We start from the raw sequence: 26,370 nt of genomic DNA on the forward strand, positions 1-26,370 counted from the left end.
AGCAGAAATGTCACTTTTAAGCTGAGGGCACGGGTATAAAGGAAACATATAGATTTTATATTGACAGATAGTATGAAAAGTGATAGAATATACCTACTGAATAGTGAAAGGCGGGTGTTCAAGGTGAAGAAATATGCGGTGTACAGTTCTCCTACGGGAAACTATTGCTATATGTATGCCGATTGCGTGGAAGCTCTGGAAAATACGGGCTTTGAGGACATTATTACCGAGGAGCAGCTGCCTGTTGTATTCGACGGCAGAGGAGGCTATTCACGCTTCAGGGAGGACGAGCCGAATTTTCTCAGGATAATCGAGTCGGACAAGGAAATGCCCCTTTCCTTGGAGGAGATGTACAAGCGCAATGATCCGGATTTCAAGCTGGGATGGATCTCTCCCGAGGGAGATACCTACTCCTGTGCCTTCACTAACCATAATAAATGTGCGAAGATGATAGCAAAAACTTTTTACCCTGATTCCCGCTTCCCGGAAAGGACTCTCGACAGGAACGGCTGGCTTCAGGTCATAGATTCGTGGGACGGTACACAGCGCCATCACGGACAGTTCGTGTTCACAGAGAGCGGCAGGATCACCAAAAAACAGGCGGATCGCCTCTTTGACCTGGGACTGTACAATAACGAGGAGGTCAGGGAGCTCATTGCCAACAGTGAAAACGACTGGTGAATATCAAAAATACAGCTTTGGGCGGTTTACATAAAACCGCCCTCTTTTTTGTGCAGTTTTTTTATTGACTATATCGCCGATATGGTGTATAATATTTTTATATCATACTCGATAAGTGCGCGTGCTTCTGTCTGGATACAGTTCACCATATGGTCGGGTGATACAAGGAGGATATAGTTATGGCTGAGCCAAGATTTATCAAAACGGTCACTTTTGGCGGATATGAAAAGGAAACCGTTATCAGAAGAATTGAGTATCTGAATACACAGGTACACGACCTCAGGAATGAACTTAGAGAGACAAAGCTCCTTCTTGAAGCATACAGGAAAGGCTCGGATCAGGAGAAGGCTATGGAATCCGTGCTATCAGAGGAACGCGCTAAACTTACACAGGTACAGGTGCAGAATAATACCCTTAACCTCAAGCTCAAGGCTACCGATGACGAGAACCGTAACTATGAGCAGGAGCTCAAGGACTGCCGCAAAGAGCTCATGGAGCTCAGGGATAAGCTCAAGTCAACAGAGTCCAAGTGCGCAGCTCTTATGGCTCAGGACGAGGCAATGGCTCTCAGCAATGTATTCATAGAGGCACAGAAGTCCTCCGCTATGCTGGAGGGTACCGCAAAGGCAAAGGCTGCGGATATAGAGTTCCAGTCGAAGAGACTGGCCGAGAAGATTGTTTCGGACGCGAATACCGAGGCCGAGCAGATAATATTTGAAGCGGAAAGTCAGGCTGCCGAGATCATCGCCGAAGCAAAGAACAAGAACGAGCAGATGGAGGTAGCTTCAAATAACCTCAGAGCAGCAGCTATTGAAGATATAGCAGAACTGAAAAAACAGGCTGAATTTATGGCTCAGGCCTTCGAGACTCTCCGTGATGAGGGTATCGAAAGACTTTCCAAGGCAAGAGAGCTTCTGGATGATACCGAAAATACCCTGAAGAGCGGCGGTGTACCGCAGTTCAAGACTGCAAAGCATTTCGATCCCGATATTCCCGAAAAGCCCGTAAGCCTCTCTGAGAAAATGCGCGAGGATTCACGCATCGAAGAGGAAAGACGCAAGAAACAGGAGGAGCTTGACAAACTCAAGCAGATGGCAGAGTCCATCGGGAGTAAAAAGGAAGACTCCGATAAGGATACAGTTGACGAAAAAGAAGCAGATTCCACTGCAAACGGACAGCAGGACAACGATGCCAAGCCGGCAGGCGAAGCGAAAAAAGGCGGAAAAATAGACCTGGCAGCTCTTGCGGCAAAGGCAAACTCAATAGGGAAAAAATAACAGAGTATTACTTTCTGAATTGCAGTAAGGAGTTTTTTTAGTATGAGTGAACTTATAATTGTTAAACCTGAAAAGTGTGTGGGCTGCAATGCCTGCGTAAGAGAATGTCCTGCGCCCGAGGCAAATATGACCAAGCAGCTGGAGGACGGCAGATTTATCACTATGGTAAATCATGACAAGTGTATTGCCTGCGGCGAATGTGTAAAGAAGTGCAACCACGGCGCAAGAGACTTTATAGACGATACAGACGACTGTATCTCCGATATAATCAAGGAAAAGATCATAATTATGGCTTCACCTGCATTGAAGGCTGTCCTCCCCACAAAGTGGAAGGGCGTGCTGGACTGGTTCAAGAAGCAGGGCTGTACTATATTTGATGCCTCTTTCGGTGCTGATATATGCACATGGGCGCATATCAGGACCCTTGATCAGGATAAGATCGGAAATATCATTTCCCAGCAGTGTCCTGCCATAGTAAAGTATGTGGAGATTTACCAGCCCAAGCTCCTCCAGAACCTCTCGCCTATACACAGCCCTGCTGCGTGCAGTGCTATATATATAAAGAAGTATCTGAGAAGGAACAACCCCATTGCCTATATCACTCCTTGCATCGGAGCAAAGAATGAGGCAAAGGATACAGGGCTCTTTGAGTATAACGTTACTATCAAGAAGCTCCTTGAGTACTTCGACAGAAACGATATAACCATACCCATAGATACCTCAGAGGACTATGAGTACAAGTTCGACGAGCCGCAGGGACAGCTCGGCGCGATCTATTCACGTCCCGGCGGACTCAGGGATAATCTCTGGTTCCATGACCCCGATATAAATATCACCAATTCCGAGGGCGTACATAAGGTGTTCAACGAGATGAATATGTACGGCAGGATGCCCGAATCAAAGCATCCTAAGGTATTTGACGTGCTTTCCTGTGAGTTCGGCTGCAATATCGGTCCTGCTTCGGGTACAAAGCAGACTGTTTTCGATGTGATGGCTACTATGAGAGCTATCGAGAACGAGGCAAAGGGACGCCGCAAGTCCACAGGTATCATGGGACGAGGCGACGACAGGCTCTTCAAGAAGTTCGATGACGAGCTCCGTGTGGCCGACTTCCTCAGAAACTACAAGCCCTCAATGCCTACACCTATACCGAGCAATATGCAGCTTGACCCCATATTCAAGAAAATGGGTATGCATACAGAGGACGACCGCAAGTACGACTGTCATGCCTGCGGATACGACACCTGCCGCGATATGGCGATTGCTATATACAGAGGTCTCAATACTCCCGATAATTGTATCGTACATGCTAAATCCATACTCCTTGCAAGACACTCGGCTCTCAACAGACAGAACGAGAAGTTTGAGGAGATAACCGCAGAATGTCTTGAGCTTTCGGATAAGCTGAAGGAAAACGTTGCGAATATCAACGAGAATATGAAGACCATAGGCGACTCTACTACTGCCACCAGCGAAAGAGCCGCTGTTGTAAAGGATCTTCTTGAAAATGTTGTAAGCTTCTGCAATGATAACTCGACTATGGACGCCGACAGCGTTTCACAGCTCACTTCTATCCTTGAGACCACTATCGACGCTTTCAGTGCTCTTGATGACAACGTGAGTATCACCAATGAGAGCTCCGAGACTATCAATAAGTCCATCAATGACATTATCTCACTGGTAGGTGAGATCAACGATGTTCTTGTAAAGACAGAGGATACAGAGGGTATCCTCAAGGAAGATATCAGCAAGAACAGGCAGGAGGACGAGGAATGATCCTTTGACAGCAGACTGCTTTATGCAGTATTCCTTATAAAGATGTTCTTATTATATCATAAAAGCCCCTTTAAAAGGGGCTTTTTTCTGTATATGCAATGTCTGTCAAATATAACGGGTGTTATACCTGCTTGTCCGTATCCTGAGACAGTTTTTTCATGAGCTGCGGGAGATCGCTGAATTTTTTCAGCTCCGGGACGGTCTGCTTTATCTTTCCGAAGCCGTAGGCTGCGTGTATAAAGCCGATGCCTGCCTTTACGGCGGAGTCGTGGTCTCCCTGTATATCGCCTACATACCATGCCTTGTCAAGATTGTTCCTCTTTACTACCAGAGCGATGTTCTCGCCCTTTTCCATGAGGTTGTTGCCGTAACACTCTATATCGTCGAAGTATTTCCCGAAGCCGTAATGCTCAAGGAATGTCTCGATATATCCGCTCTGACAGTTACTGACGATGTAAAGATGATAGTCCTTTTTTAGGCGTATGAAGGTCTTTTCAAGGTCGGGATAGAGTACGCCTCCGTGTTTTGCAAGGTAGAGGTTCTCGTTCTTGCAGCAGAGATCAAGGACCTCCATGCGCTTTTCCGCAGGGATACTGCTGAAGAGTATATCCGCTATCCTGTCCATGGTAAGCCCCATGACGTTCATAATATCCTTCCGGGTTATATAAGGGAGTCCGCAGTCCAGCTCCCTTATCTTTTCTGTCCATGAAGCGGCTACGTTTTCCGAGGAGTCCCAGAGAGTACCGTCCATATCGAATATCAGGCCTTTTTTCATTTTCCTTCCACCATTCTGCTGTATATTTCATTGAGCTGTGCTCTGTCGTGCTTTATATCGTCGAGTATGGTCACTCTGCCTGCTCTGACGGTGCGCGCCTTCTTCCATATATCCGCGAACATATCCTCGGTAATGCCGTAGGACTGAGGGTTTATATCAAGGCCGTGGGCAGAGAAGAACTCTATCATGCTTGTCGGATCCTGCTTCTGGAAGATGCAGGCGCCTATACTTCCCAGTGCCACCGCAATACCGTGGGAGATCTTTACATCAGTGTAGTATTCCTCTATGGCATGGGCAAAAAGATGCTCGCTGCCGCTGCACGGACGGGAGGAGCCTGCTATTTCCATAGCAAGGCCGCCCATGACCAGAGCCCTTGAAAGTATCCTTATGAATACGCGGCTCTTCATGTTCTTCTCGTCGCAGTGGTATACCGAATCATAGCTCATTCTGCTGAGGGCGTAGGCGAAGTCGTCTATCCTTGCGCTGCCCTTTGAAGCGGCAAGCTTCCAGTCGTAGAGGGCAGTGTGCTTGGCAATGGTGTCGCCGATACCCGAAAGAGTCTGAGTCTCGGGAGCGTTGATTATCATATTCGTGTCCACGATTATGGCTGTGGGGATATTACATTCGATGGTCTTGCGCGTCTTTCCGTAGGTCTCGAGCACCGAGAAGGGCGACGCGAGGGAGTCGTTGCTGAGAGATGTGGGCATACAGATATATACCGCCTTGCTTATGTGAGCGGCATATTTTGCCGTATCAAGGACTCTGCCGCCGCCTATGCCGATGATGACCTTTATGTCCTCAACACAGACCTTCTTTGCAATGGCAACGGCCTCGTCGAAGCTGGCGTCCTTCATTGCAAGTATCTCCGCATTGCCGAAATCATGGCTTATATCCGTTATCTTTTCCCTGTATATCCCTATGAGGAACTCCTCCGAGATGACCAGAGTCTTCTGACCGATGATGTCGGGGATATACCTTTTGATTATCTCGTCTGAGTGGAAGAAAGCGTCCTCCTCCACTGCCAGACATATGGGAAGATCGAAACTTGTATGCTGATTCATAACATCACTCCTTTTCTGGTTGTATACGGATATTATACCATAATCCGAAGGTATTATCAATACAGAAAAGGGCGGGATCAGCCTTTTGTGTTGACAGAGAGGGCTGCTGTGTGCTAAAATTAAAAAAACGTATGAAAACTATTCCCGCAGATATGGAGGTGCCTATGGGAAAGAACAACAGTATCGCTGAAAAGCCGAAGGGGAAAAGACGCGGCCTTCGTGCGGTTTTATGGCTGATCCTTATTGCGGCGCTGCTTGCTGCTGTTTATATCAGGACCAATCCCAGATGGAAGGCTGCCGAACTTTCTGTGGTCCAGGCAAACAGACATTTTCAGGTGGAGTCACTGGATCCTCATGGCATGACTCTGGAAACGAGGATACTTCCCCCCGAGGGCTATACCCGTGCTGCGGCAGAGGAGGGAAGCTTCGGCGAATATCTCAGGAAATATCCGCTTCTTCCCGATGATATACAGCTCCCTGTGTATGACGGTAGCACCATTGATTTCACCGATGCCGCCGCTGTATTTGACATAAGCCTCGGAGATGAAGGCTATCAGCAGTGCGCAGACAGCGTCATAAGACTTTACAGCGATTATTTTTACGAGACAGGACAGACTGACAGGATATCATTCCTGTTCTCAAACGGAGATGAATGCAGTTATGAACGCTGGAAAAAGGGCAGGAGAATGCTGGTGCTGGCAGGTTTTTCATGTGAGATACCTGCGGCTCTTCCCGATGACAGCGAACAGCAGTACAGGAATTACCTGAAGGAGGTAATGCGCTATGCAGGCACCCTTTCATTGCAGAAGGAATCGGAAGTGATACCCGCCGCCGAGCTCAGGACAGGGGATATTATCTGCAACGACACCCATGTTGTTATGATAGTCGATGAGGCGGTGAACGAGGACGGCGAGAAATGCTACCTTATCGGTCAGAGCTTTATCCCCTCGGTCTGTTTCCATATAATATCAAGGACAGAGGGTCAGAAGATCACTCCGTGGTATACGGCCGAGCAGCTTGAAAAGGATTCCTTCGTCATCGGCTCCTTCAGTTTTAAAAAGGAAAATATCCGACGCTGGAAGGACGGTTTTTAAAATATTATCCCGAAAGGAGAACAGGTCTTCTTTCGGGATTTTTTGCTGTATCAGCCACGGGGCTGCTTTGTTCTGCGGTAATCCAGTCTTGTCAGAGCCTTGCCGTTGGGAAGGGGATAAGACTCTCGTAATATAAGGGAATATCCTGCTTTGGTCAGGGCGGCTGTCAGCTCTTTTTCTTCCATCTGATGATGAACACTGTCAAGGCCGTCAAAGGCGTGGATATACGGCGAATCCGATACCCAGTTCTCATCGTCGGTATTTATCTGTATCACGCAGGATACATACTCGGGAGAGGTGTGCAGAAGTACGTTTACAAAGGCGGCGCATCCTATGTACTCGATAAGCAGGTCTGCTATCACCAGCTGCGCCCGAGGAAGCTTTTCTGCCTCATTTATCAGGTCTGCACGCAGGCATCTGAGCACTCCCGAAAGTCCGCTGTATCGCTCCGAGACCGCGCGGAGATAGTCCTCGTTGATGTCAACGCCGTAGACAGTGCGGTATTTGTCTGCTGAGACGTGTTCGAGGCCGTTGCCGCCTGCTATGCCGAGTATCATGGCGGTATCGGCAGGATAAGCTTCGAGCTGTTTCTTTATTATCAGGTTCATGGTCTGAAGCTGCCTTACGGAGTCCAGACCCATATGTTTTTCATAGTCATCAAGACTTATCTCTTCCCATGGATTTTTCATTCTTTCACCTCTGTCGTTGGATTTCTTATGATTATACCATATTTCAGGCAGTTTTTCAATCCGTATTGCATTATATCCGAAATAGTGGTATAATAAGCTATCTTGAATAACAGGAGCTTAAACCATGTATTATTATATAAGAAAAACGCTTGAAAAAGCAGAAAAGCTTGACTTCAAAAGAAAAAAAGAAAAATACGTTGCAGTCCTCAATTCGGTGGAATGGCTGGAAAACAGGGACAAGTTCGATATGGGAATAGAAATGGACATAGACCTTTCAATTATCCATTCGACCAAGGCTGAGGTGAACTATGATTCGCTGACAGGAACGTTTTCTGTACCCGACAGAGAGAATATTTCGGCTCCTGCCACCGGTTTCGCCTTTGCTCTCGATGAAAAGGGCATTGTTTTCATTGACGACAGCGGCTTTGTGAACAAGACCATAAGCAATATCATAAGCACCAAGAAATGGGCAATGCCAAGTCTTGAACGCTTTATATTCGACTTTCTTGAGCAGATAGTGGCTCACGACCAGATGTTCCTCGAGCGTGTTGACAAGGAGCTGGATACCATAGAGTCCAATATACTTGACGGGGAGGAAAAAGATCCTTCCCAGCGTATCAGCCGTATCAGGAGTGATCTCCGTGACCTGCGTGTCCACTATGAGCAGCTTCTTGACCTCAGTCAGGAACTTGAGGAGAACGAGAACAATTTTTTCAGCAAGGACAATACGAGATACTTCCACCTGTTCAGCCAGCGAGTTTCCAGACTCCACGATCTTACTACCTCCCTGCGCGATTTCTCCATACAGATACGCGACCTTTATCAGTCTCAGCTGGATATAAAGCAGAACCGCATAATGGCTCTGCTCACGGTGATAACTTCCATATTCATGCCTCTGACTCTTATTGCGGGCTGGTACGGTATGAACTTTAAATATATGCCCGAACTGGAGTATAAATGGGCTTATCCGCTGGTCATTGCCATAAGCGTGCTGATAGTTGTTTTCAGTCTTATCTTCTTCAAAAAGAAAAAATGGCTGTAATGTAAAACAGCTCCCGTAAGTTAATTTACGGGAGCTGTTTTTCTGTTGTCAGCAGAGCTTTACGGGAGCTTTAGGCTCAGAATCCGCTGCCCTTTATTCTTGATACCATTACCTCGTATTCCCTGCGGTATCTCTTTAATAAAGCATAGTCGTGAGCTCCGCCCTTTTTCTCATAATAGGAGAAAGGGTGTCCCTCTTTTTTCATACGTGAGACAAAGCGTCTTGCAGGTATATTCAGTATATCATGCGTTCCTGAAAACATGGTTATATGCGGGAAGCCCTTCAGCTCTGTCCTGATGACATTTGCTCTGGCGTCACCGCTGTCCAGTCCTCTGAGCCATAATTCGCTTATCTTATCTATGGGGAAGCGGCCTAAGATACTGTCATGCTCTTTTATGTACTCCGCTCTCCTGCGCTCCTTTTCGTTCATTCCGTCAGTCCTGAAGCCCGGCGAGATAAGTACTATCTCATTGGCAAGTGGGAGCCCGCTGTCCCTTGCCAGCATGGACAGGGACAATGCAAGAGTACCGCCTGCTGAATCGCCTATGACGGTAATATCCTCGGGACGGCTCGTCTTTATTAGCTTCCTGTACACCTCCATGAGCATTTTATGTGCTTCGATGGCATTGCTTTCGGGCACCATGGGATACTGTGGGAATATTATCTCACAGCCTGTATCTCTTGCAAGGCGCTGGCAGAGCTTCCAGTGCAGGGGCAGGGCTTCAAGGAAAAAGCCGCCTCCGTGGAGGAAAAGCACCTTTTTATTGCTCCTGTGTACCTTGTCGCGGGCTGTGAAGTAAACTCCGCCCTTTACCCTGTGCTTTTCTGTGTCCATAGCCCTTCTTATCCTTTTTGGAGGAGCAGAGGTCCCGGGGAGCTTCTTTTTCAGTCTTGCAAGTTCTGCTGCGAATCGGGGATTATCGAGACTGCACAGTGCGGTGAAGTCCCTCATGTAAAACTGTATTATCTTCTTTACTATAAATTTCATGGATGTATTTCCTGTATCATGTAGTAGTTGCTACAGCATATAGCTGTATAAATTTATAATAATTATATATCATGGCGGGTGAATTGTCAATCCGAAGAATGATCCTGCAAAACATAAAATGTGATAAAACTCTGATGGGAGCAGCTTGTTTTCAAGCTGCTCCCATCTTTTCGGTGTATAATGCTGCTGCAATGTGTAAAGTCCGTTTTCATAATGGCAGACGGACAGGCATCGTGCCTATCAGATGATTGAGCCGTAAGAAAAGCCTTTACCTCCCATCAGTCTCCTAACTTTGTAAATCCGCCGTTTTCAATTTCGCTGATGATGTCCGAAGCTGATTTGAATTCTACGGCATCGTCATCGAACTTATAGTTTGTCATCTTATATGAATAGGACGTGTTTCCTTCGCTGTCGAAAACATCGTAAGAGATCGTAATACCTGTTGCAGCGTCGATTTCGGCGGTGTAGGTGTATTCACGGTAAACGCCTTCATAATTGTTGTTGCCTTTTTCAAAACCGCTTATCGATACTATCTTTCTGCCGCTTTCTGTTCTTTCTCCTGTTATTTCCCAGTTTTCGGGAGCGTTTACGTTTATCGCAATATTTCTGCCAGTCGGCATTCTGTTGATGATGACTTTATCCGTGAAAGGTTGAGTATAATAGTTTCTGAGCGGAGTTTCAAGGGATTTATAACCGCCGTTTACATAATCTGTTTCTGCACAGTATTCATCGCCGTTGATCGCCTGGCCATCCTTTACTGCAAAGAGCGACCTGCTTATAAGCTTATCGTTTACAAAACGCTCTTCTGTTCCGGCAGCTGTCATTCCCACCTCATCAAGATATATTTTACCTGTATGAGTCTCGGGCTCTGTATGGAATTCACGGCGTTCGTTTATGAGGATAGAATAATCTGCCGAGAACTGATCAAAATACTTCACGGAATTATCATCCATAGCCTTTTCGATGAGGTCTTCCTTTGTAACGCTGATCTGCTGTGCGGTATTTTCAGCGGTAGTTGTCTCTGTTGAAGTATTACTTGTTGTTGTGTCTGCTGTTGTGCTGACTGTTGATGCAGTTCCGGTAGTCAGCCCGGCTGTTGTAGTCGGCTCGGTTGTTGTAGCCGGTTCAACCTGTCCGGGAGTCACCGGATCATTGTTGTTTTTTCTCATCATATATGCTCCGCCGCTTATTGAACCTATTAAGAGTACTGCTGCTGCAGCTATGCTTGCTATTCTTGTCATACTTATTCTCCTCTCGTACTTTTCAACTCCGCTTACACTGTCTGTGTACTCGGATGTATCGATATTTGCTTTATGCTGTGCCTTTGCGAATATTTCATTTTTCTTTGATTCCTCCGCCATTAGCTTCTCGACAGAAGTTTTGTCCGCATTGCGGAGAGTTCTTATTATATCCTTATTATTCATATTTTACTCTCCTTTACAGAGTGATACCGTCAGCTTCAAGGAGCTTTTTCAGCCGCTTCATTGCTCTTCCGCAGCGCATCCTTACTGCTGCCGCGTTAAGTCCTACCATTTCGGCTATTTCCTTTGAGCTTTTATCGTAGTAGTATTTCTGAATAATTATTATTGAATCGGGAGGCCCGAGCTCGGAGACCTTTTTCAGCAGCAGTTCGGATGTTTCGGATTTATCGGAATTTCCTTCGATATCCTCTTCATCTGCTATCTCTGCCATATTCTCATCGTCTGCGGATACGTTCCTGCCCGTTTTGGCTGACAGTGAGCGTCTCATGTTTATTGCGGCATTCCGCGCAACAGTGCCGATGTACGACTTCAATGAGCAGTCATCATCGGGGACAAGCTTCATCATCACCGATGCAAACACGTCTATGACACATTCCTCCGCATCATCAGGACTGCCTGTTCCGTTTATTATCCTGTTCACTATAGAATATACATAGCTGTAATATTTATCAAAAAGTGCGCGTTGTCCCTGCGGCGGTGTTTCCCGCATCAGACTCAGTATCTCATTATCAGTCATACGCATCCTCCTTTGTTTTTGAGGTTCAGATCTGTCCTTCACTTATATAAACACACTGTATTTTCAGGTTGTAACACTTTTTTGAAAATTTTTCATAGAATTTTTTTCAAGGGTTTTATTTTGGTCAGGGCAGGGTTCTGACAGTTCGTGTTTTATCATAACACATCTGCGCGCTGCGGTCAATATGCGATAGTAAAAATACAAATACATTGTAATTTATCTATGAATGTGATATAATAAAAGTAATAAAGCAGTCATGGAAGCAGCCACAGTAACTGAATGAATCTGTAAAAGGGGGAAGAAAAATGCGTGATCTGAATGTTGATTTTATGGACCTGTATAAACGCACAGACCGTTTTATCAAAGATGCTTATTCTTCTTCCGAGGGCGTTTCGGAATACATACGTTCAATGGAATCCTGTTTTTACAGGGGAACCGCCAATATCAAAGGCTGGAAAAGTGATTACGATAACCTTAAACATATACGCTGGATAAGGAATCAGCTTGCTCATGAAGTAAGCTATGACAGTGATATATGCTCAGAGAGTGATTACGAGTGGCTCAAGGATTTCTATAACAGGTTGTTTTCTTCAACCGATCCTCTCGGAGGACTAAGAACATTTGAAAAAACAGTACCCTCTAATAAGCCCAAGCCTCCGACTATAAACATACCTCAACAATCACCAAGAGCAGTTTATCCGCCGCCGCAGACTATACAGCAGAGACCGAGCGTTAATCGGTCCTCCGGATGCTTGAGCGCGTTTATAATGCTGCTTATATTATCAGTGTTTCTTTTTCTTCTTCTTTTTTTTATGCTTTTGTAAAATAAAATCGGGAACAGCTTCACAGGCCGTTCCCGATATTTTTATTCTCAGCAGAGCTTTATAGGCTCTTTAGGTTCAAAGTTAGTCGCCATAGTCCATGTAACGGCAGTGCAGTTATGGGATACAAGCTTGCTGAAACGCTCCGTAGCCGATGTACTCAATAAGCAGTGTTAGTGGTAATATAGTTGGTTTTACTCATCTCCAAATTTATCATTATAAATATCGGTCCAATTGTCGCCAAATTCGTCTTCAGCTTCAGCCTCTAATCTGATATAAACATGAGCCAGAAAGTCAACAAAGTCTTCATATTCTTCTTTTTCATCGCCGATTGTGTAAAATACTCCTGTATTTTTTGAGAAATACAAATTGTCACTACCACACCCAATGCTTCCGATATAAACATCTTCTTTATCAGAAGAACTTATTTCGGGGAAAAACAGTTCAATTTGTCCGTCCATGATACGTGCATATTTTGTCAGCATAAGCCAACTTTTATACATATCAGGAATTCTAATGTTATTTTCTTTTTCCCAATTCGATATCTCCTCAGATGAAGCAGGTGGATCGAATTCATAATCACATTTTAAAATTGAAGATATCTTGTTAATGTCCTCAAAATCATCAAGTACTCTTTGAATGATGTTTTCCATAATATATTTCTCCTTTAAATGAAACATTTTTCAAGATCATACTCATCATCTATCAGGAAATGATCAAGTCCGTACCTGAGACAGCAGCGGAGATATTTCTGATTGTCCTGTATTAGCTCCTCAATACTGAGGTCGTTGGAGAGCCTCTTTTCAATAACGTTCCCGAAGTTCATAATGTCGCTGAAATGGCTGTTTATGTAGCTTTCGCTCATAATGAGACAGATGTATTTTATCTGCGGCAGGTAGTCGGCGTCAAAGCTTTCCTTCCAATTGAAGGGGATATAACAGCCCTCGACAATGAGGTTCTGCTCGTTCTCAATGGCGGTCTTTATCATTTCTTTCAGAATATCCCAGAGGTACGCCGTCAGTTTATCGTCGTCATAAGGAGTCAGCTCGGTCTGACCGCTTCTTATCAGTCCCATTTTCAGGTGGTCGACAGACAGGTAAGGGTACTTGTATTTTTTGAGCAGTTTCTGCGCGAGAAGAGTCTTCCCTGTGTGTGAAGCACCTGTTATCAGTATTATCATAGTCAGCCGCGGCTCCTTTCCGGTTGTTTTCATAATTATACCATATCCGGAGAGCTTTTTCAATTAAATCTCATGATATACTCATGGTATCGGCGATATTACATCCGATAAGCAAAAAGCGCAGCAGTTTTACTGCTGCACTTTTTTTGAGTCTGTTCTTAAAGCTGTGAATTATTTCAGATACTTGTCCATGATACCGCAGAAGTCAAATGTTGCAAAATAATCTGCCGCTGTTTCTGCACGGCGTATCATCTTCACACTGTCGTCCTCGCAGAGGAGCAGTTCAGCAGAACGCAGTTTACCGTTATAATTGTAACCCATAGAAAAACCATGTGCGCCGGTATCGTGAATATATATCAGGTCTCCGATATCAGTAGGAGGCAGCATTCTGTCAATGGCAAACTTATCATTGTTTTCGCACAGACCGCCTGTAACATCACACATATAGGTGCATGGCTGATCCTCTTTTCCGAGAACAGTGATATGGTGGTATGCACCGTACATTGCAGGTCGCATAAGATTTGCGGCACAGGCGTCACAGCCGACATATTCCTTGTAGATATGCTTCTTGTGCAGTACCCTTGTTATCAGTGCACCGTAAGGAGCAAGCATGAATCTGCCCATTTCGGTGAATATGGCAACATCTCCAAGTCCTGCCGGAACAAGTATATCTTCATATACCCTGCGTACTCCCTCACCGATCGCAAGAATGTCATTAGGAGTCTGATCAGGTTTATACGCTACTCCTACACCGCCTGAAAGATTGATGAATGTGATATCGGCACCTGTTTCTTTCCTGAGATCAGCCGCAAGCTGGAACATCTGCTTGGCAAGTGTGGGATAATAGTCATTGGTTACAGTATTCGATGCAAGAAAAGCGTGTATGCCAAAATGCTTTGCCCCCTTCTCCATAAGCATACGGAAGCCCTCAAACATCTGCTTGCGGGTAAAGCCATATTTTGCATCCTGCGGCTTGTCCATAACAAATGTGGATATAGTGAAGTTTCCTCCGGCGTTGAAACGGCAGCATATAGTTTCGGGAATACCTGTCAGTTTTTCAAGATACTCGATATGCGTAATGTCATCAAGATTTATGTATGCGCCCAGCTTGTATGCAAACTTGTAATCCTCCGCAGGTGTAACATTCGATGAAAACATTATATCGCTTCCTGAAAAACCGCAGGCTTCTGCCAGCTGAAGCTCGGTGAGCGAAGAACAGTCAACACCGCAGTCTTCCTCCTGCAGTATTTTCAGTATAAACGGATTAGGAGTCGCTTTAACTGCAAAATACTCCCTGAATCCCTTGTTCCATGCAAAAGCCTTTTTCACAAGACGTGCATTTTCTCGGATACCTTTTTCATCGTAAATATGAAACGGCGTCGGAAATTCCTTAGTTATCTTCTCGGCTTGCTCTTTGGTAAGAAACGGCGTTTTATCCATATCGGTTGCTCCTTTTTAAATAATTCTGAATAGGTGTACATTCCACCTTAAACGACAAAACGGCACTGATCTCTCAGCGCCGTTGCTCACTTGGTATATTATAACAAATCAGGTCATATTTGTCAAGCATCCGTGAAGGTTATTATTTGCCGCCGATTCTTGTAGCATTTTCAGTCAATAAGATCATTCTGGAAACGTGACAAATGCTCGAAAGGCAGGATCTGCCGGCCTCTGAACAGTCCACAGCCGTCGTTTATAAGCTGATTGTTTATAGCCTTGAACATATTTACGTCTATCTCCGCAAGCTCAAGCTCCTGCAATCTGGTAAGGCGCTCGAATGCCTCGTCGAAATAAACGCACTCGCCCACAGGTATCTCGTCACGCTTGGAATGGAAGGATATTGATTTTGATAGCGGACAAGTAGCGGACAAACCCCATTTTCAGTATAAAAGAAAAACTCGGAAATAACGTATTTACGCTGCTTCCGAGACTTTGAAGAAGTGACCCGTACGGGAATTGAAAGTCCCCAGCGAGTTTTCAAAGCTTGTCGCAATATTGAGAAAACGCCGAAATTACGGTGTTTCAGAGCAATTCAGAAAAATTGGATTTTTCCGTTTTTTCCTACTTTTTTGCACCAATAAAGAACAAATAAAGAACAAGATTTTGTCTCAGCGTGCCTTTCCTGCGGTGCAAAATCGAAATCAGCCATGTTTGATAAAGAACAAATAAAGAACAAAATTGACGCTTTACAAAAAGTAAATGTTGTTTCCGGGTTTTGTGCATATGGAAAAATTTTCATTTTGTATAAACCTGAAAAGCACTTGACTTTCGTGCTTATTTCGTTTATAATATAAGCACGAAAGTTGGTGATGATTATGAAGGACATGGCAGAACTTATAAAAGAGTATGGTTATATAACGCCTGAAATTGCGGCAAAAAATGGAATTTCAAAATATAAGTTTTATAAATATGTGCGTGAGAACGACCTGGAACAGGTCGAGCACGGTATCTATATTCCACAAGACGAATGGGTAGATGAGCTGTATGTGCTTCATAAGAGATGTCCCAACGCCGTTTTCTCGCATAACGAAGCGTTGTATTTCTACGGTCTGACGGACAGAGAGCCGTTAGTTCATACGCTTACTGTGTACAGCGGTTATAATGCTCACAGGCTGACTGCAGACGGAAGATGCAAGGTATACACCGTGAAGAAAGAATTGCTCGATGTCGGAAAAGTCTTCGTCAAGGATAACTGCGGTAATGAGATACCGATGTACGATCTTGAGAGGACTATATGCGATCTTGTACGAAGCAGAAGCACGATAGATATACAGGAATTCTTGCCTGCATTGAAAGCCTATGCAGCAAGAAAAGATAAAGACCTGAACAAGCTATTTGAGTATTCAAAATTGTTCAGGATACAGAACGTTGTTCGTAAATATATGGAGGTGTTACTATAATATGCAATTAACGCCCGAACAAGTAAAAGGCAGGATCAAGAATCTTGCAAAAGTGAAAAACGCAGACGCCAGAGTGCTGATGCGAATATATATGATGGAGCGTTTCCTTGAGCGTGTCGCAAACTCTGAATACAAGGACAACTTCGTAATAAAAGGTGGAATGCTGGTCACTGCTATGGTAGGTGTGGCACTCCGCTCTACAATGGACATAGATACAAGCATTAGAAATAAGAACCTTTCAGCTGCTGATTCAAGGAGCATCATAGAGAATATAACCGCTGTTGATCTCGGAGACGGAGTGAGGTTTGAGATTAAGGATATTTCTGACATTATGGACGAGATGGAATATCCGGGTATCAGAGTCACATTGAATGCGGTAATGGACAGGCTCATCACGCCAATGAAGATAGATATCTCAACAGGTGATGCGGTTACTCCGCGGGCAATAGAGTATGATTATAAGCTGATGTTTGATGACCGTTCGATAAAGCTATGGTCATATAATCTCGAAACGATACTTGCAGAAAAGCTCCAGACTATCCTTGCAAGAAGCGTACTCAATACCCGTATGAGAGATTTCTATGACATCTATATTCTTCTTTCTTTGTATGAGAACAAGATTGACGATACGGTATTCAAAAAAGCCTTCGATGCGACCTGTCAGAAGCGTGGCACAGTGAATCTGATACAGAACGCTCCGGCAATAATATCCAACATCAACAGTGATGACACTCTGCATAAGCTATGGGACGCATATCAGAAGAAGTATCCTTATGCGGAAAAGATCCAATATGCTGATATCATTCAGGGCGTGAAAAGCCTGTTAGGAAAGCTTACATAACAGCGTATACCGCAAAAATAACAGCTCCTGTCCGTGTGGATGGGAGCTGTTGCAGTTATCGCAAAATATGCGACAACTCGTTTTAGCAGGAATAGTTGCGTTTTTTGCAATGGTTCATTTTTCAGCTGTTGCAAATAATGCAACAACTGAACTCTCGCAAATTTTGCGCCAGTTCAAAATATACCTGTAGTTTACTTGCTTTTTCCAAAAAGCTATGCTATAATACAGGTAAAGCAAGAACAGAAACGGTCGCTGGACGGCCACTGTATCAAGAATAATTACGAAAGGAGTTAACCGAAATGAAACAGTTTACTATGGTTTATCTGTACAGTGAACACTATGAGGAAAGTTTCTACCACGAGAGTGAAGAAGCTCTTATTGTGCTGCGTACAGAACATAGTGGATAGTCATTTCGGAGAGCACTTTCTTTGTGTTGTGATCCATACAAATGATAAACACCGTCTGTATGCAAGCAGGCGGTGCTTTTGTTTTCATAATACAAGGAAAGGAGTTGCTCACGATGCCGGTAATCGATGTAAAGGCAACGGGTAATAATATAAAAAATATCATCAAGTCTAAAGGCTTTAAAATATCCGATGTGCAGGCAAGATGCGGTTTCAATACACCGCAGGCTATCTTCAAGTGGATGCGTGGTGATGCTGTTCCCACTATCGACAACCTGATTATACTTGCGGATATGTTTGATGTGCCGATAGATAAAATAATAATCGTCACTCGTGTCTGAGTGACTATATATGGCGGATTCGTCTAACAGGTCAGGACAAGAGGCTTTCAATCTCTAAATAGTGGGTTCGATCCCCCTATCCGTCACCACAAGTTTACTTTGTATGTAAGCGTTACTCTGCTTTCGCTTACGGAAGATAATAATTATTATATGGTGGTCGTCGTCTAATGGAAGGACGTCAGATTGTGGCTCTGAAAATGAGAGTTCGATTCTCTTCGATCACCCCAGCGCCGAGCAGGCGCGCGCGGTTTCGCATTTCACTTTTGGCGGAGCGTGAAACATCTCCGCGCATATAAGTGTCGAAAAACACGACATTTTCAATTAAGGGCAAGTATGCATAGCGGCGATTGCAGCGGACTGTAAATCCGCCACCCTTGCGGTAAACATCGTAGGTTCAATTCCTACCTTTCCCACCAATAATAATCTCCGCCAGTTTTTGAGCGGAGACATACGGCGGATTCGTCTAATCGGACAGGACAAGAGGCTCTCAACCTCTAAATGTCGGGTTCAAATCCCACATCCGTCACCAATGGTCGCATAAGCCTAACTGGTAAGGCAGCAGTTTGCTAAACTGTGAGTAATCGGAGCATTACGATGTCTGAGTTCAAGTCTCAGTGCGACCACCAATGAGAAAGCTCCGTCTGATGTATTGTCAGGCGGAGCTTTTTTGCATATAGTATACAGTTTGATTATTATACAGGTAATACCAGGTTAGTTTCTGCGTCTATAATCATTGGTAAAAGAAAATGATTAGTATTTTTATTATTAGTATCTTTATCAGAATATCGATACCTACTTGTATATAATAGTATAGTATTATTCTGATAAAACTCAATTATGACATCATATGGATCTTCGTAAAAATGAAGCGTACAATCTCCTGTTTCTGCTGGCCTCGAAAAGACTATTTCTTCGCCGTAGTGTACTGATTGCGCTCTATAAGCATATGCTTCTAATCGTTCTTGGAAAACAAACTGCTTTTTGATATTATCGAATCTGTCGCAAATTATAAATCCACCTACAGTATTATCTTTACATTCTTCAACAGCACGAGTAAAAAGACTAAGAGTGTTTTGTGCTGAAAAATCGTCTTTCATTCTTAGTTCTTGCAATTTGTGAAAAGCAGCATAAGAACCTATCCATGCAGATGATACATCACGATGTATTTGTTTTTCCTTGATACAATAAATATGAGTTTCATTATTATCATCAGCGTAACATAAAATGAATTCAATATTATCTTTATCAGTTGACATGTGTATTTCATATGCCTTGTTTATTGCAGTTTCAATGTCAAATTCAGATTCATTGTATATCCACCTTAAAAAATCATGTGCATAACCTGTATCATTACCAGCAAATGATAAAGATAGTTTTGGACTGATATTAATACACTTCGTGAAACCATATTTACTTATAAGTTTGTACGCTTCATTGCTCCAATTTGATTTATAGGCACCAATCAGTGCAGTTTTTGTATCACTGTAGATTTGAGTGAGATTGAAAACTTCATCATCGGATTTGATCTCTGTTTTTTCAGCATAAATAAAGCTCATATATTCTCCTGTTTATCTATTTTCTTCTTTATTATTTCCAAGCTTTTAAACCCATTATGCTCAGACGAAAAGCCAGATATTATTTTTTGCATTGTCTCTGAACTCCAATAAATTGTTAATTTTCTTTTAGTACGAGTTATTGCTGTATAAAAAACACCTTTGGTTATTTTTTCAGAATTAACACTCGGAATAACAACTTTTACAGAATCATATTCTAAGCCTTGTGCTTTATGTATTGAAACGGCATATGCCAACTGGAAAGGAATAATTGTTTTCTTTGCGTCTTCCTCGTTGTCAATTTCGTCTTCGTCGAAAGCATATACAACAAATTTGATACGAGTCTTTTCACCTATGGTTTCAATATATTCGATTTGGTCTGATTTACATTGCTGTTCAGTGATTATTGTTTCAGCATCTATAGTAAATGCTATTTGATCATCTGTTTTTTCAATATCAACGATGATTCCTTTAAGATTATTATAAAGATATGTGAAACGAGAGTTATCATTAAAAAGGATTCTATCTCCCTTCTTAAATCTCCATTCTTTCCATGTTATAGCTTTACCGTTGGGATTTGCATTTTGAAAATAATTATTTATATTATTCAAACCAAATTTACCGTCATAATTCAGGCACAAAACTACATCATCTGTTTCATCGGATTTAAAAATGTCTGCTCCTATTTCCTTTGAAAAAGGTCCATCAATGACAAGCTTTTCAGTGATTCTAACATCATTATTCCTAACTTCTTCCCATAAGCTTAGTAAATTTTCTTCTTTAGTTCGCCAAGTATCAAGTAATTCGACTTTAGCTCCTTGTGCGGTTATTATGTCCTTAGCATAATAAAACCAGTTACCAAAATCTATTGACTCGATTTGATTTATATCCCCTGCTAATACAATTAAAGAATCTTCACTTATTTTATTTACAAATTCTTGCATTTTAAGGTTGTCAATTATACTACACTCATCAACAAATATTATGTCATAATCCGGTAGCTCAACTTTTTTTGTAAAGCTGTCAAAACTTATAAAATCAGCGTTGCTTCCAGGATTTTCAATACGCCTTTTAAGGTGTTGGATTGCAGTATGTGTTTTTGAAAGGAAAAGCTTCTTAGACTTTGGTAAAAGATTTGAAATGTAGTTAATGAGAGTTGTTTTACCTGTTCCGGCAGTTCCATATATAAGAAGTATTTTGGAATTAACAAAAGCATATTTTATTGCGTTCTGCTTAGATATATCAACATTATCGAATATAGGTTTATTATCCTTAATGAATTTGGCATTTAACTCTTTTTGTCCTTTAATTCCACTTTTTGAAAGTTCTAAAAGTTTTTTCAGTATATGTAATGTTGTATTTTCATATGAAGCAATGGTTACATATTCGTTTTCGTGCAGTACATTAAAACCTTTACGAGTTTCCCAATCATCCAAATATTCATTATAAGCTATTATCTCAGCATCAGATGCTATCTCACTTGCTTCAAAGTATATTTCACCAGTATTTTTAATTCTATTCTTTATGTTTAGATATGGTGATAGTGTTTTTAATTGTTCTGCTCCGGCCGCACTCAATATTTTGGTTAAGTTACCATCACTTGTTTTACTTCCAACATAATTTGCGAGAAAAGGATTTTTCTCAAAAGGAAAACATTTTTTGGCAATATAAAGTGTAGTTCTTGGCATCGGAGGATTAAATTGATTTGGTAGAACATCTGTTATACGATCTTCTCGCATATTAATCAATAGAAATCGTATGGTGTTTTTTCCAAATGTTTCACACTTGCAAGAGAAACACATCCTTAAATTTTCAATCACTGTTTTGAAATAACATGTATTTGATTTTTCATAAATACTATTTACCACTTCATTAAAGTTTATTTCTTTTAAATCAATTAGGTCCAGTAATGTCATACCAGTATTTGTTAAAAAGTTCATTAGTTCAGAATATTCTCCATAGTTTTTATTAAGTTTTAAACCTATATTTAATATTCTTCCCAATTTATTCAAACAAGTAGGTGCAATGGATACTCGCCAGTTTGTGATGATTTTTATGTTTGAAGCAATTCCCCATAATTGTATTGGTGTATCAGTGTAGCCAATATTTATTGAATATCCTGTTGATATGTTTTGTTTTGAATATACTGTTATTCTGTTGAATTTTGAAGCATATTTATTTGCTAATTGTAAAGTGATTTCATAATAACGCTCTGCACCAATATAAAAAGGAGTTTTCTTTTGAACATAGAATCGTGTGTTTTCCATAGAATGGGGAGATAAATCTGTAGATTCAATAGCATCTGCAACTATCTTATAATACTCGTCATCAAGTTGATCGGTATTTAGAGGGAATTTTTCAAGGTTATTTAATATAGAAATTCTATTGTTTTCCCAAAAATATTTTCTTATCTGCCACATGAAGTTATAGTATTTTAGCATCAATCGTTCAGATTGGCCTTCTTCTGGAATACGGTAATCAATATACTTTAAACATCTTAAGAAGTTAGCAAGATATTTAGTTCTCAAATCGAGTTGAGCTTGTTCATATGCCAATTGAAGATTTGGCTTTGTGCATCCAAGATTATAAGAGTTTTGTAACAATGCTGATTTGCATAGGTCATTTAATCTTGGTAGAATATCTTGAGATACTTCATCTCTGGTTACGCGAAATCTTTCTATTGTATCAATACTTCTAACGATAGACTTATCACAAGCCATTACTATTCTTTTGATATCTTCAAGATTAAGTTGAGTTGAGCTGAGCTTATTAACAAATGAATGATGTTCGATTATACGATCAAGGTTTTTACAAAACTCAATAATACTTTCATCGGTGTTAAAGATTTCTTCTGTAGATTCAAAAACAACAGTCGTACTATCTTTGGAAAAATCAATAGAATTTATATAGTCTACGGACATATATTTCCAGAAAACACGCTCAGAGCCTCTTTCGTCAGGATCAAGTACAACAAATAGTATTCCGGGATCAAAGGTGACATCCATAGCCGTTGTTGCAGGAAAACCAAGACTTTGTAGCTGATATTTGATTCTTCCATTATCCTCTTTGTATGAATGTGATCCTTTTATCTGTACAAAGAAATTTTGCTTTGGTCGTCTTGATACATCAGGATCGACAACATATTCAAATGTCCCATCGGTATTAGGCCATTTATCACCAGAGGCGAACAATGTGTTAATACGCCCGTTTGAACGAAAGAAAAATTCTAAAGTGGAGACTGCTGCTACATCTTGTGCAGATCTTTCTGTATGGGTTTTTACATGCTTTTCAATAAGGGATTTAGATTGGTCTAACATTTTATTCTCCTTAAACTGCTATTTATTCAATGGCAATATAGTATAAATTGATATCTAAATTCAAATTCATTAAGATATCAATTGAATAAATATTTGTAAGCTATTTGGTTCTCAAAAGAACCACCAAAGCCTAACTCTATTCTTTTTTCGTCTTCTTTATTCCAAAACTCAGACTTGTGCTTTATTATTTTTTCTCTGTATTTATCGTTTGCTATAAAATTACACCACATATAATCAGCAGTATTAATTTTACTATAATCAAACGATTCTGGGTTCAACAAAAAATCAAGATAAGCATTTTCTTTGCAATATTGATTTAGATAACTCATATCATCTAAATCAGGTATAATTCCGAGTATATGAAGAATAACTATTGAATTAATAAGCTCTGATTTAATGTCAGGAAATGTTTTTACGCCAGGAGCTTCTTTTATATTTTTAAGTTTTTCTTCAAAATACTTTGAAACAACTTCATCATAAGGAATAATCTTTTTTTCAAGATAATCAAATACTTCTTCTGTCCAATTATTCTCAAGATTGTCAATTATCCATTTAGTCCATTTGGTCGAATCATGTTTTAAAAGAATATCCTTAAAAACATACGGATAATATGCTTTTTTACGTTCTGAATCACAGTTGGCAATTATAGCACAACATTTATCATATATTTTTTTATCTGCTTTAGGCGAAACTGTGTGTATTAGATTGATGTAATCATTTCTCATATTAAGAGGATCCGTTAACAAATACTCATTTATAAGTAGATCCAGCAATTGATGGTAAGAAGGATCGTCATCATCATAATGTTTGTCTACAAAAAGCCATAATGCTTTAAGGCAAGTCCGAAGCATTACTATGCTTATTTTATCATCAGGCGTTACAAGTTTTAGGAATGCTAATAATATTTTATGCCTCTCATCTTTGCTAAACTCAATCATTGATAGCAACTTTCCAAACAAATTGATATGCTCCGCATATTCTGTAAGCCAATAGGATCTTATTGATATGCAGAAGTTTTCAAATATCTCGGTGATATCTAATCCATCAATTAATGATAAGCTAAATACTTTGTAATACGATATCCACGAAATAAAATCTTTGTACTTTACATGACGTATTATCAGATTAATATCTGTTAGATTTAATGGATATGGTTTTACCTGTGTTCTTCCTAAAGCAGGATTTGAAAATTGATATTCATCCGGATAATATGTGCAAAGAATGGCCTTTATGTAAGGTTCACACATTTTTGAAACATTATTAAACCAATCAAGCATCAGATAGTTCTTCTTGTAGAAAAAATAATAATCATATACAATAGCCTGAAGTTTGAATAAATCTCCATAGATTGTTCCACCATATTTTGTCATTGTGGATTTACGCATATAGTATTCTTCATGTTTTAGAAGAAGGTTACTTAACTTGTTTATTTCTTCTCCATTATCGCCACAAATCTTTTTAATATAATCAAATGCAATGCTTTCTTTTGAAGCAATGTCAAGAAAACTTTTGAGTTTATTCCATTGTTCAGCTTTTAATTTGTTCAAATTATTATTATATTCATCTAAAAGTTTTGATTTGATTTTTTCTTCTTCTTTTTTTGTTATCTCAGAATCATTAATCTTCTTTAGTTCTTTTTCAAGTTCTTTTAATATATGATATTCACGATAATTGTATTCATCCAAAGTACGTATTGCAATTTGATTAATTTTTAGTATCACTATTTCATACTTATCACTAAGCGTCAAGCATTTGAAATCCTTTTTGTTTATAATTGATTCGATATTTGATAATACTTCAAGGCATATATTGTCTTCTGTTTTATATATTAGGGAATTATAGTAAGCTTTTTCCAATTCATTATCAATGACAAACAATCGTTTATTAATCTCTGGATATGCCCATATCATTGATAAGTTGAATAATTCATCGGTTATTTCTTTATCTGATGCAACCTGATAGAATAAATGACTTTTAAGGTCGCTTATATGATGAATTGAATATATGCCTGATTTAATAAAACAGTTTTTTATTTTTGCACTCTCTAAATCATTTTGCTCAAGAATGCTCAATAAGTTATTATATTCTGTTTTATCAATAATATTTAATGATCCATTTTGCAATTCTACACCGTGTGAGAAAGCACATATTGATAATAGTGTAGTATAACTGATGCGGTTGAATGGCTCTACAGAATTAACGCTCTTCAATAGAGTGTATTTTAATTGTTCTTTTTTATCTTCATAAAACGGAAGATTATCATTTTTGATATAGGTAAGAAAAGAAAATAGCGGTTTACCATATATACTAAGCTCACATGGTGTCTTTCCCTTCATAAAGTTTGGTAGTGTAGATAAATCCACAACTTCAACATTTTTATTATTCCAATATTTATTATCACGTTCTTTATGGTCAATTTTATTTGTAATCAAATAATGTGGGCTACGATTCTTAATACCTTGACTCTTAGCATAATAATCTATATAGCTCATTATAAGTTTTAAGTTATTATCGCTTAGAGAATAGCCAACAAACATAAATGTCTTATCAAACAGAAGTGATTTAATATAAGATTCAATTATTTCATGTGTGTGTGAATACTTAAGATAATCATCTTCTTTGAGAACTATATTATTAATTCTACACTTATCAAAATCGTCCTTATCTCCGTGCATTTTTATAATATAGTGCTTTCCAGGCTTAGTTAGCAATTCTTTATCACTTTTTATAATGGTATATTTTGAAACATTTATATTCTTAGTGTCTTCAAGTAAATGATCATAGTTCGTTGTTATAATGTGTTCAGGTTTAATTTCAAAAATTAAATCGTCGATTATATTTGGTGTATAGTTCCCTCCAAATTTTTCGTTTAATAGTTGGATATATTGTTCTTCGCCTTTCTCTTCATAAAAATATTGAGGTATTTTTAAAAACTCATCATTTGAAAAATTGAACTCGTATTGACATGAACGGTCATTAAACTTACAAGATATAGCGTTCTCATCACCTTCTGTATATGTTAGGTGTTTAAGTTCGCATTTTTCACATATGTCTTTGTAGTTTGTTTCTATAGCTATTTTCTTTACTAACTCCCACCACGAACATACACCTGAATTGCGTGACACACCTGCACCTACAAAAATGACAAGTTTATGTTGTTTATTGATTTCTCGTATTTTTTCGATCTGTTTCATAATCTTATCCATTGTATTTACCTCTTTGTAATATGTTTATTTAAGTAGCCTACCTATCTTCTCCACCATTTCCAAATCCGCCGGCAGCCACTTCACACTATCAAGCTCATCTTTGGTAAGCCACCGTGCCTCCTGAGCTTCAAGCAGAACCAAGTCACCTTTTATGACCTCACACCAGAAGCAGTCCATGGATAGGTGAAACTCGGGATAATCATACTCGATGGTCTCAATAAGATCTCCGACTCCGATTGTGGTATCGAGCTCCTCACGAATCTCCCTCACAAGCGCTTGCTGTGGAGTTTCGCCGGGTTCTATCTTTCCGCCAGGGAATTCCCACATACCTTTGAATTCGCCGTATCCTCTTGCGGTTGCGAATATGCGTGTCTTTGTTTGAAGTGAATCGCATATCACAGCCGCCACAACTTTTATAGTCTTCAT

Annotated in this window: 23 protein-coding genes and 5 tRNA genes; 14 read left to right on the forward strand and 14 right to left on the reverse strand. The window is 40.6% G+C overall.

Annotation, left to right across the window (positions count from 1 at the left end; translation table 11 throughout):
• Positions 1-123 precede the first annotated feature (123 nt).
• The 3 genes from RF007C_RS13035 (at position 124) to RF007C_RS13045 (ending at position 3,734) form a co-directional block, all read left to right on the forward strand.
• Positions 124-681 carry a hypothetical protein gene (locus RF007C_RS13035; protein WP_037300403.1) on the forward strand — a complete coding sequence of 186 codons (558 nt, stop codon included), beginning with the start codon at positions 124-126 and terminating at the stop codon, positions 679-681.
• A gap of 179 nt (positions 682-860) precedes the next feature.
• Positions 861-1,958: a hypothetical protein gene (locus tag RF007C_RS13040; RefSeq protein WP_037300405.1), complete on the forward strand. Its 1,098-nt coding sequence runs from the start codon at positions 861-863 to the stop codon at positions 1,956-1,958.
• Positions 1,959-2,000: 42 nt separating this feature from the next.
• Positions 2,001-3,734, forward strand: coding sequence for a [Fe-Fe] hydrogenase large subunit C-terminal domain-containing protein (locus RF007C_RS13045; RefSeq protein WP_051456666.1), 1,734 nt, complete (start codon positions 2,001-2,003; stop codon positions 3,732-3,734).
• 121 nt (positions 3,735-3,855) lie between these two features.
• On the opposite strand, the gene RF007C_RS13050 is transcribed toward RF007C_RS13045, so the two are convergent.
• Positions 3,856-4,509 carry an HAD family hydrolase gene (locus tag RF007C_RS13050; RefSeq protein WP_037300408.1) on the reverse strand — a complete coding sequence of 218 codons (654 nt, stop codon included), beginning with the start codon at positions 4,507-4,509 and terminating at the stop codon, positions 3,856-3,858.
• A complete protein-coding gene (locus RF007C_RS13055; RefSeq protein ID WP_037300409.1) occupies positions 4,506-5,570 on the reverse strand; it encodes an iron-containing alcohol dehydrogenase family protein in 1,065 nt (354 codons plus the stop codon). The genes RF007C_RS13050 and RF007C_RS13055 overlap by 4 nt, the downstream gene beginning before the upstream one ends.
• Positions 5,571-5,734: 164 nt before the next feature.
• Here RF007C_RS13055 and RF007C_RS13060 point away from each other — a divergent pair, with 164 nt between their 5' ends.
• Positions 5,735-6,664, forward strand: a complete 930-nt coding sequence (locus tag RF007C_RS13060) for a DUF4846 domain-containing protein (RefSeq protein WP_037300410.1) — start codon at positions 5,735-5,737, stop codon at positions 6,662-6,664.
• A gap of 50 nt (positions 6,665-6,714) precedes the next feature.
• Here RF007C_RS13060 and RF007C_RS13065 read toward each other — a convergent pair whose 3' ends face one another.
• Positions 6,715-7,353: a class I SAM-dependent methyltransferase gene (locus RF007C_RS13065; RefSeq protein ID WP_037300412.1), complete on the reverse strand. Its 639-nt coding sequence runs from the start codon at positions 7,351-7,353 to the stop codon at positions 6,715-6,717.
• A gap of 124 nt (positions 7,354-7,477) precedes the next feature.
• Between RF007C_RS13065 and RF007C_RS13070 the strand changes: the two genes are divergently transcribed.
• Positions 7,478-8,395 (forward strand): magnesium transporter CorA family protein, encoded by a 918-nt coding sequence (locus RF007C_RS13070; protein WP_037300416.1) that lies wholly within the window; start codon positions 7,478-7,480, stop codon positions 8,393-8,395.
• Positions 8,396-8,471: 76 nt separating this feature from the next.
• Here RF007C_RS13070 and RF007C_RS13075 read toward each other — a convergent pair whose 3' ends face one another.
• The 3 genes from RF007C_RS13075 to RF007C_RS13085 all read right to left on the reverse strand — a co-directional run bounded on the left by RF007C_RS13075 (position 8,472) and on the right by RF007C_RS13085 (position 11,381).
• Positions 8,472-9,383, reverse strand: coding sequence for an alpha/beta hydrolase fold domain-containing protein (locus RF007C_RS13075; RefSeq protein WP_037300420.1), 912 nt, complete (start codon positions 9,381-9,383; stop codon positions 8,472-8,474).
• 278 nt (positions 9,384-9,661) lie between these two features.
• Positions 9,662-10,807 carry a hypothetical protein gene (locus RF007C_RS13080; RefSeq protein WP_019679701.1) on the reverse strand — a complete coding sequence of 382 codons (1,146 nt, stop codon included), beginning with the start codon at positions 10,805-10,807 and terminating at the stop codon, positions 9,662-9,664.
• A 13-nt stretch (positions 10,808-10,820) separates the two neighbouring features.
• Positions 10,821-11,381 carry an RNA polymerase sigma factor gene (locus tag RF007C_RS13085; protein WP_037300423.1) on the reverse strand — a complete coding sequence of 187 codons (561 nt, stop codon included), beginning with the start codon at positions 11,379-11,381 and terminating at the stop codon, positions 10,821-10,823.
• A gap of 305 nt (positions 11,382-11,686) precedes the next feature.
• Here RF007C_RS13085 and RF007C_RS13090 point away from each other — a divergent pair, with 305 nt between their 5' ends.
• On the forward strand, positions 11,687-12,205 hold the full coding sequence (locus RF007C_RS13090; RefSeq protein WP_019679700.1) for a DUF6548 family protein: 519 nt from the start codon (positions 11,687-11,689) through the stop codon (positions 12,203-12,205).
• Between the two features lie 191 nt (positions 12,206-12,396).
• Here the strand turns inward: RF007C_RS13090 and RF007C_RS13095 are convergent, their stop codons facing one another.
• The 4 genes from RF007C_RS13095 to RF007C_RS13110 all read right to left on the reverse strand — a co-directional run bounded on the left by RF007C_RS13095 (position 12,397) and on the right by RF007C_RS13110 (position 15,253).
• Positions 12,397-12,855 carry a hypothetical protein gene (locus tag RF007C_RS13095; RefSeq protein WP_037300427.1) on the reverse strand — a complete coding sequence of 153 codons (459 nt, stop codon included), beginning with the start codon at positions 12,853-12,855 and terminating at the stop codon, positions 12,397-12,399.
• Positions 12,856-12,869: 14 nt separating this feature from the next.
• Positions 12,870-13,382: an AAA family ATPase gene (locus tag RF007C_RS13100; RefSeq protein WP_037300660.1), complete on the reverse strand. Its 513-nt coding sequence runs from the start codon at positions 13,380-13,382 to the stop codon at positions 12,870-12,872.
• A 171-nt stretch (positions 13,383-13,553) separates the two neighbouring features.
• Positions 13,554-14,822: a diaminopimelate decarboxylase gene (locus RF007C_RS13105; protein WP_037300430.1), complete on the reverse strand. Its 1,269-nt coding sequence runs from the start codon at positions 14,820-14,822 to the stop codon at positions 13,554-13,556.
• A gap of 170 nt (positions 14,823-14,992) precedes the next feature.
• On the reverse strand, positions 14,993-15,253 hold the full coding sequence (locus RF007C_RS13110) for a hypothetical protein (RefSeq protein WP_430344450.1): 261 nt from the start codon (positions 15,251-15,253) through the stop codon (positions 14,993-14,995).
• A 444-nt stretch (positions 15,254-15,697) separates the two neighbouring features.
• Here RF007C_RS13110 and RF007C_RS13115 point away from each other — a divergent pair, with 444 nt between their 5' ends.
• From RF007C_RS13115 to RF007C_RS13150, 8 genes are all read left to right on the forward strand, one after another.
• Entirely contained in the window at positions 15,698-16,282 is a 585-nt protein-coding gene (locus RF007C_RS13115; protein WP_051456667.1) for a type IV toxin-antitoxin system AbiEi family antitoxin domain-containing protein, read from the forward strand.
• Position 16,283: 1 nt separating this feature from the next.
• Entirely contained in the window at positions 16,284-17,123 is an 840-nt protein-coding gene (locus RF007C_RS13120; protein ID WP_037300435.1) for a nucleotidyl transferase AbiEii/AbiGii toxin family protein, read from the forward strand.
• A gap of 520 nt (positions 17,124-17,643) precedes the next feature.
• A complete protein-coding gene (locus RF007C_RS13125) occupies positions 17,644-17,868 on the forward strand; it encodes a helix-turn-helix domain-containing protein (RefSeq protein ID WP_037300438.1) in 225 nt (74 codons plus the stop codon).
• Positions 17,869-17,880: 12 nt separating this feature from the next.
• Positions 17,881-17,957 (forward strand) — tRNA-Glu (locus RF007C_RS13130).
• 64 nt (positions 17,958-18,021) lie between these two features.
• A tRNA-His gene (locus RF007C_RS13135) sits at positions 18,022-18,095 on the forward strand.
• A gap of 98 nt (positions 18,096-18,193) precedes the next feature.
• A tRNA-Tyr gene (locus RF007C_RS13140) sits at positions 18,194-18,284 on the forward strand.
• A gap of 36 nt (positions 18,285-18,320) precedes the next feature.
• A tRNA-Glu gene (locus RF007C_RS13145) sits at positions 18,321-18,397 on the forward strand.
• Between the two features lie 2 nt (positions 18,398-18,399).
• Positions 18,400-18,494, forward strand: a tRNA-Ser gene (locus RF007C_RS13150).
• Between the two features lie 66 nt (positions 18,495-18,560).
• On the opposite strand, the gene RF007C_RS13155 is transcribed toward RF007C_RS13150, so the two are convergent.
• The 4 genes from RF007C_RS13155 to RF007C_RS13170 form a co-directional block, all read right to left on the reverse strand.
• Complete coding sequence (locus tag RF007C_RS13155; RefSeq protein ID WP_037300440.1) at positions 18,561-19,424, reverse strand: hypothetical protein; 864 nt, start codon at positions 19,422-19,424, stop codon at positions 18,561-18,563.
• Entirely contained in the window at positions 19,421-22,738 is a 3,318-nt protein-coding gene (locus tag RF007C_RS13160) for an ATP-dependent DNA helicase (RefSeq protein ID WP_037300443.1), read from the reverse strand. The genes RF007C_RS13155 and RF007C_RS13160 overlap by 4 nt, the downstream gene beginning before the upstream one ends.
• 77 nt (positions 22,739-22,815) lie before the next feature.
• Positions 22,816-25,944: an SIR2 family protein gene (locus tag RF007C_RS13165; RefSeq protein ID WP_037300446.1), complete on the reverse strand. Its 3,129-nt coding sequence runs from the start codon at positions 25,942-25,944 to the stop codon at positions 22,816-22,818.
• Between the two features lie 24 nt (positions 25,945-25,968).
• Positions 25,969-26,370: a (deoxy)nucleoside triphosphate pyrophosphohydrolase gene (locus RF007C_RS13170; RefSeq protein WP_037300449.1), complete on the reverse strand. Its 402-nt coding sequence runs from the start codon at positions 26,368-26,370 to the stop codon at positions 25,969-25,971.

This window comes from Ruminococcus flavefaciens 007c (assembly GCF_000571935.1).
GTDB classification, from domain to species: domain Bacteria; phylum Bacillota; class Clostridia; order Oscillospirales; family Ruminococcaceae; genus Ruminococcus; species Ruminococcus flavefaciens_F.

What these genes read in the sequence shown, in the direction of transcription:
- RF007C_RS13085 (WP_037300423.1), bottom strand. Translation starts at nt 11,381, where the DNA reads ATGACTGATAATGAGATACTGAGTCTGATGCGGGAAACACCGCCGCAG.
- RF007C_RS13055 (WP_037300409.1), bottom strand. Translation starts at nt 5,570, where the DNA reads ATGAATCAGCATACAAGTTTCGATCTTCCCATATGTCTGGCAGTGGAG.
- RF007C_RS13165 (WP_037300446.1), bottom strand. Translation starts at nt 25,944, where the DNA reads ATGGATAAGATTATGAAACAGATCGAAAAAATACGAGAAATCAATAAA.
- RF007C_RS13105 (WP_037300430.1), bottom strand. Translation starts at nt 14,822, where the DNA reads ATGGATAAAACGCCGTTTCTTACCAAAGAGCAAGCCGAGAAGATAACT.
- RF007C_RS13160 (WP_037300443.1), bottom strand. Translation starts at nt 22,738, where the DNA reads ATGTTAGACCAATCTAAATCCCTTATTGAAAAGCATGTAAAAACCCAT.
- RF007C_RS13060 (WP_037300410.1), top strand. Translation starts at nt 5,735, where the DNA reads ATGGGAAAGAACAACAGTATCGCTGAAAAGCCGAAGGGGAAAAGACGC.
- RF007C_RS13155 (WP_037300440.1), bottom strand. Translation starts at nt 19,424, where the DNA reads ATGAGCTTTATTTATGCTGAAAAAACAGAGATCAAATCCGATGATGAA.
- RF007C_RS13040 (WP_037300405.1), top strand. Translation starts at nt 861, where the DNA reads ATGGCTGAGCCAAGATTTATCAAAACGGTCACTTTTGGCGGATATGAA.
- RF007C_RS13075 (WP_037300420.1), bottom strand. Translation starts at nt 9,383, where the DNA reads ATGAAATTTATAGTAAAGAAGATAATACAGTTTTACATGAGGGACTTC.
- RF007C_RS13090 (WP_019679700.1), top strand. Translation starts at nt 11,687, where the DNA reads ATGCGTGATCTGAATGTTGATTTTATGGACCTGTATAAACGCACAGAC.
- RF007C_RS13050 (WP_037300408.1), bottom strand. Translation starts at nt 4,509, where the DNA reads ATGAAAAAAGGCCTGATATTCGATATGGACGGTACTCTCTGGGACTCC.
- RF007C_RS13170 (WP_037300449.1), bottom strand. Translation starts at nt 26,370, where the DNA reads ATGAAGACTATAAAAGTTGTGGCGGCTGTGATATGCGATTCACTTCAA.
- RF007C_RS13100 (WP_037300660.1), bottom strand. Translation starts at nt 13,382, where the DNA reads ATGATAATACTGATAACAGGTGCTTCACACACAGGGAAGACTCTTCTC.
- RF007C_RS13070 (WP_037300416.1), top strand. Translation starts at nt 7,478, where the DNA reads ATGTATTATTATATAAGAAAAACGCTTGAAAAAGCAGAAAAGCTTGAC.
- RF007C_RS13065 (WP_037300412.1), bottom strand. Translation starts at nt 7,353, where the DNA reads ATGAAAAATCCATGGGAAGAGATAAGTCTTGATGACTATGAAAAACAT.
- RF007C_RS13045 (WP_051456666.1), top strand. Translation starts at nt 2,001, where the DNA reads ATGAGTGAACTTATAATTGTTAAACCTGAAAAGTGTGTGGGCTGCAAT.
- RF007C_RS13125 (WP_037300438.1), top strand. Translation starts at nt 17,644, where the DNA reads ATGCCGGTAATCGATGTAAAGGCAACGGGTAATAATATAAAAAATATC.
- RF007C_RS13095 (WP_037300427.1), bottom strand. Translation starts at nt 12,855, where the DNA reads ATGGAAAACATCATTCAAAGAGTACTTGATGATTTTGAGGACATTAAC.
- RF007C_RS13080 (WP_019679701.1), bottom strand. Translation starts at nt 10,807, where the DNA reads ATGAATAATAAGGATATAATAAGAACTCTCCGCAATGCGGACAAAACT.
- RF007C_RS13115 (WP_051456667.1), top strand. Translation starts at nt 15,698, where the DNA reads ATGAAGGACATGGCAGAACTTATAAAAGAGTATGGTTATATAACGCCT.
- RF007C_RS13120 (WP_037300435.1), top strand. Translation starts at nt 16,284, where the DNA reads ATGCAATTAACGCCCGAACAAGTAAAAGGCAGGATCAAGAATCTTGCA.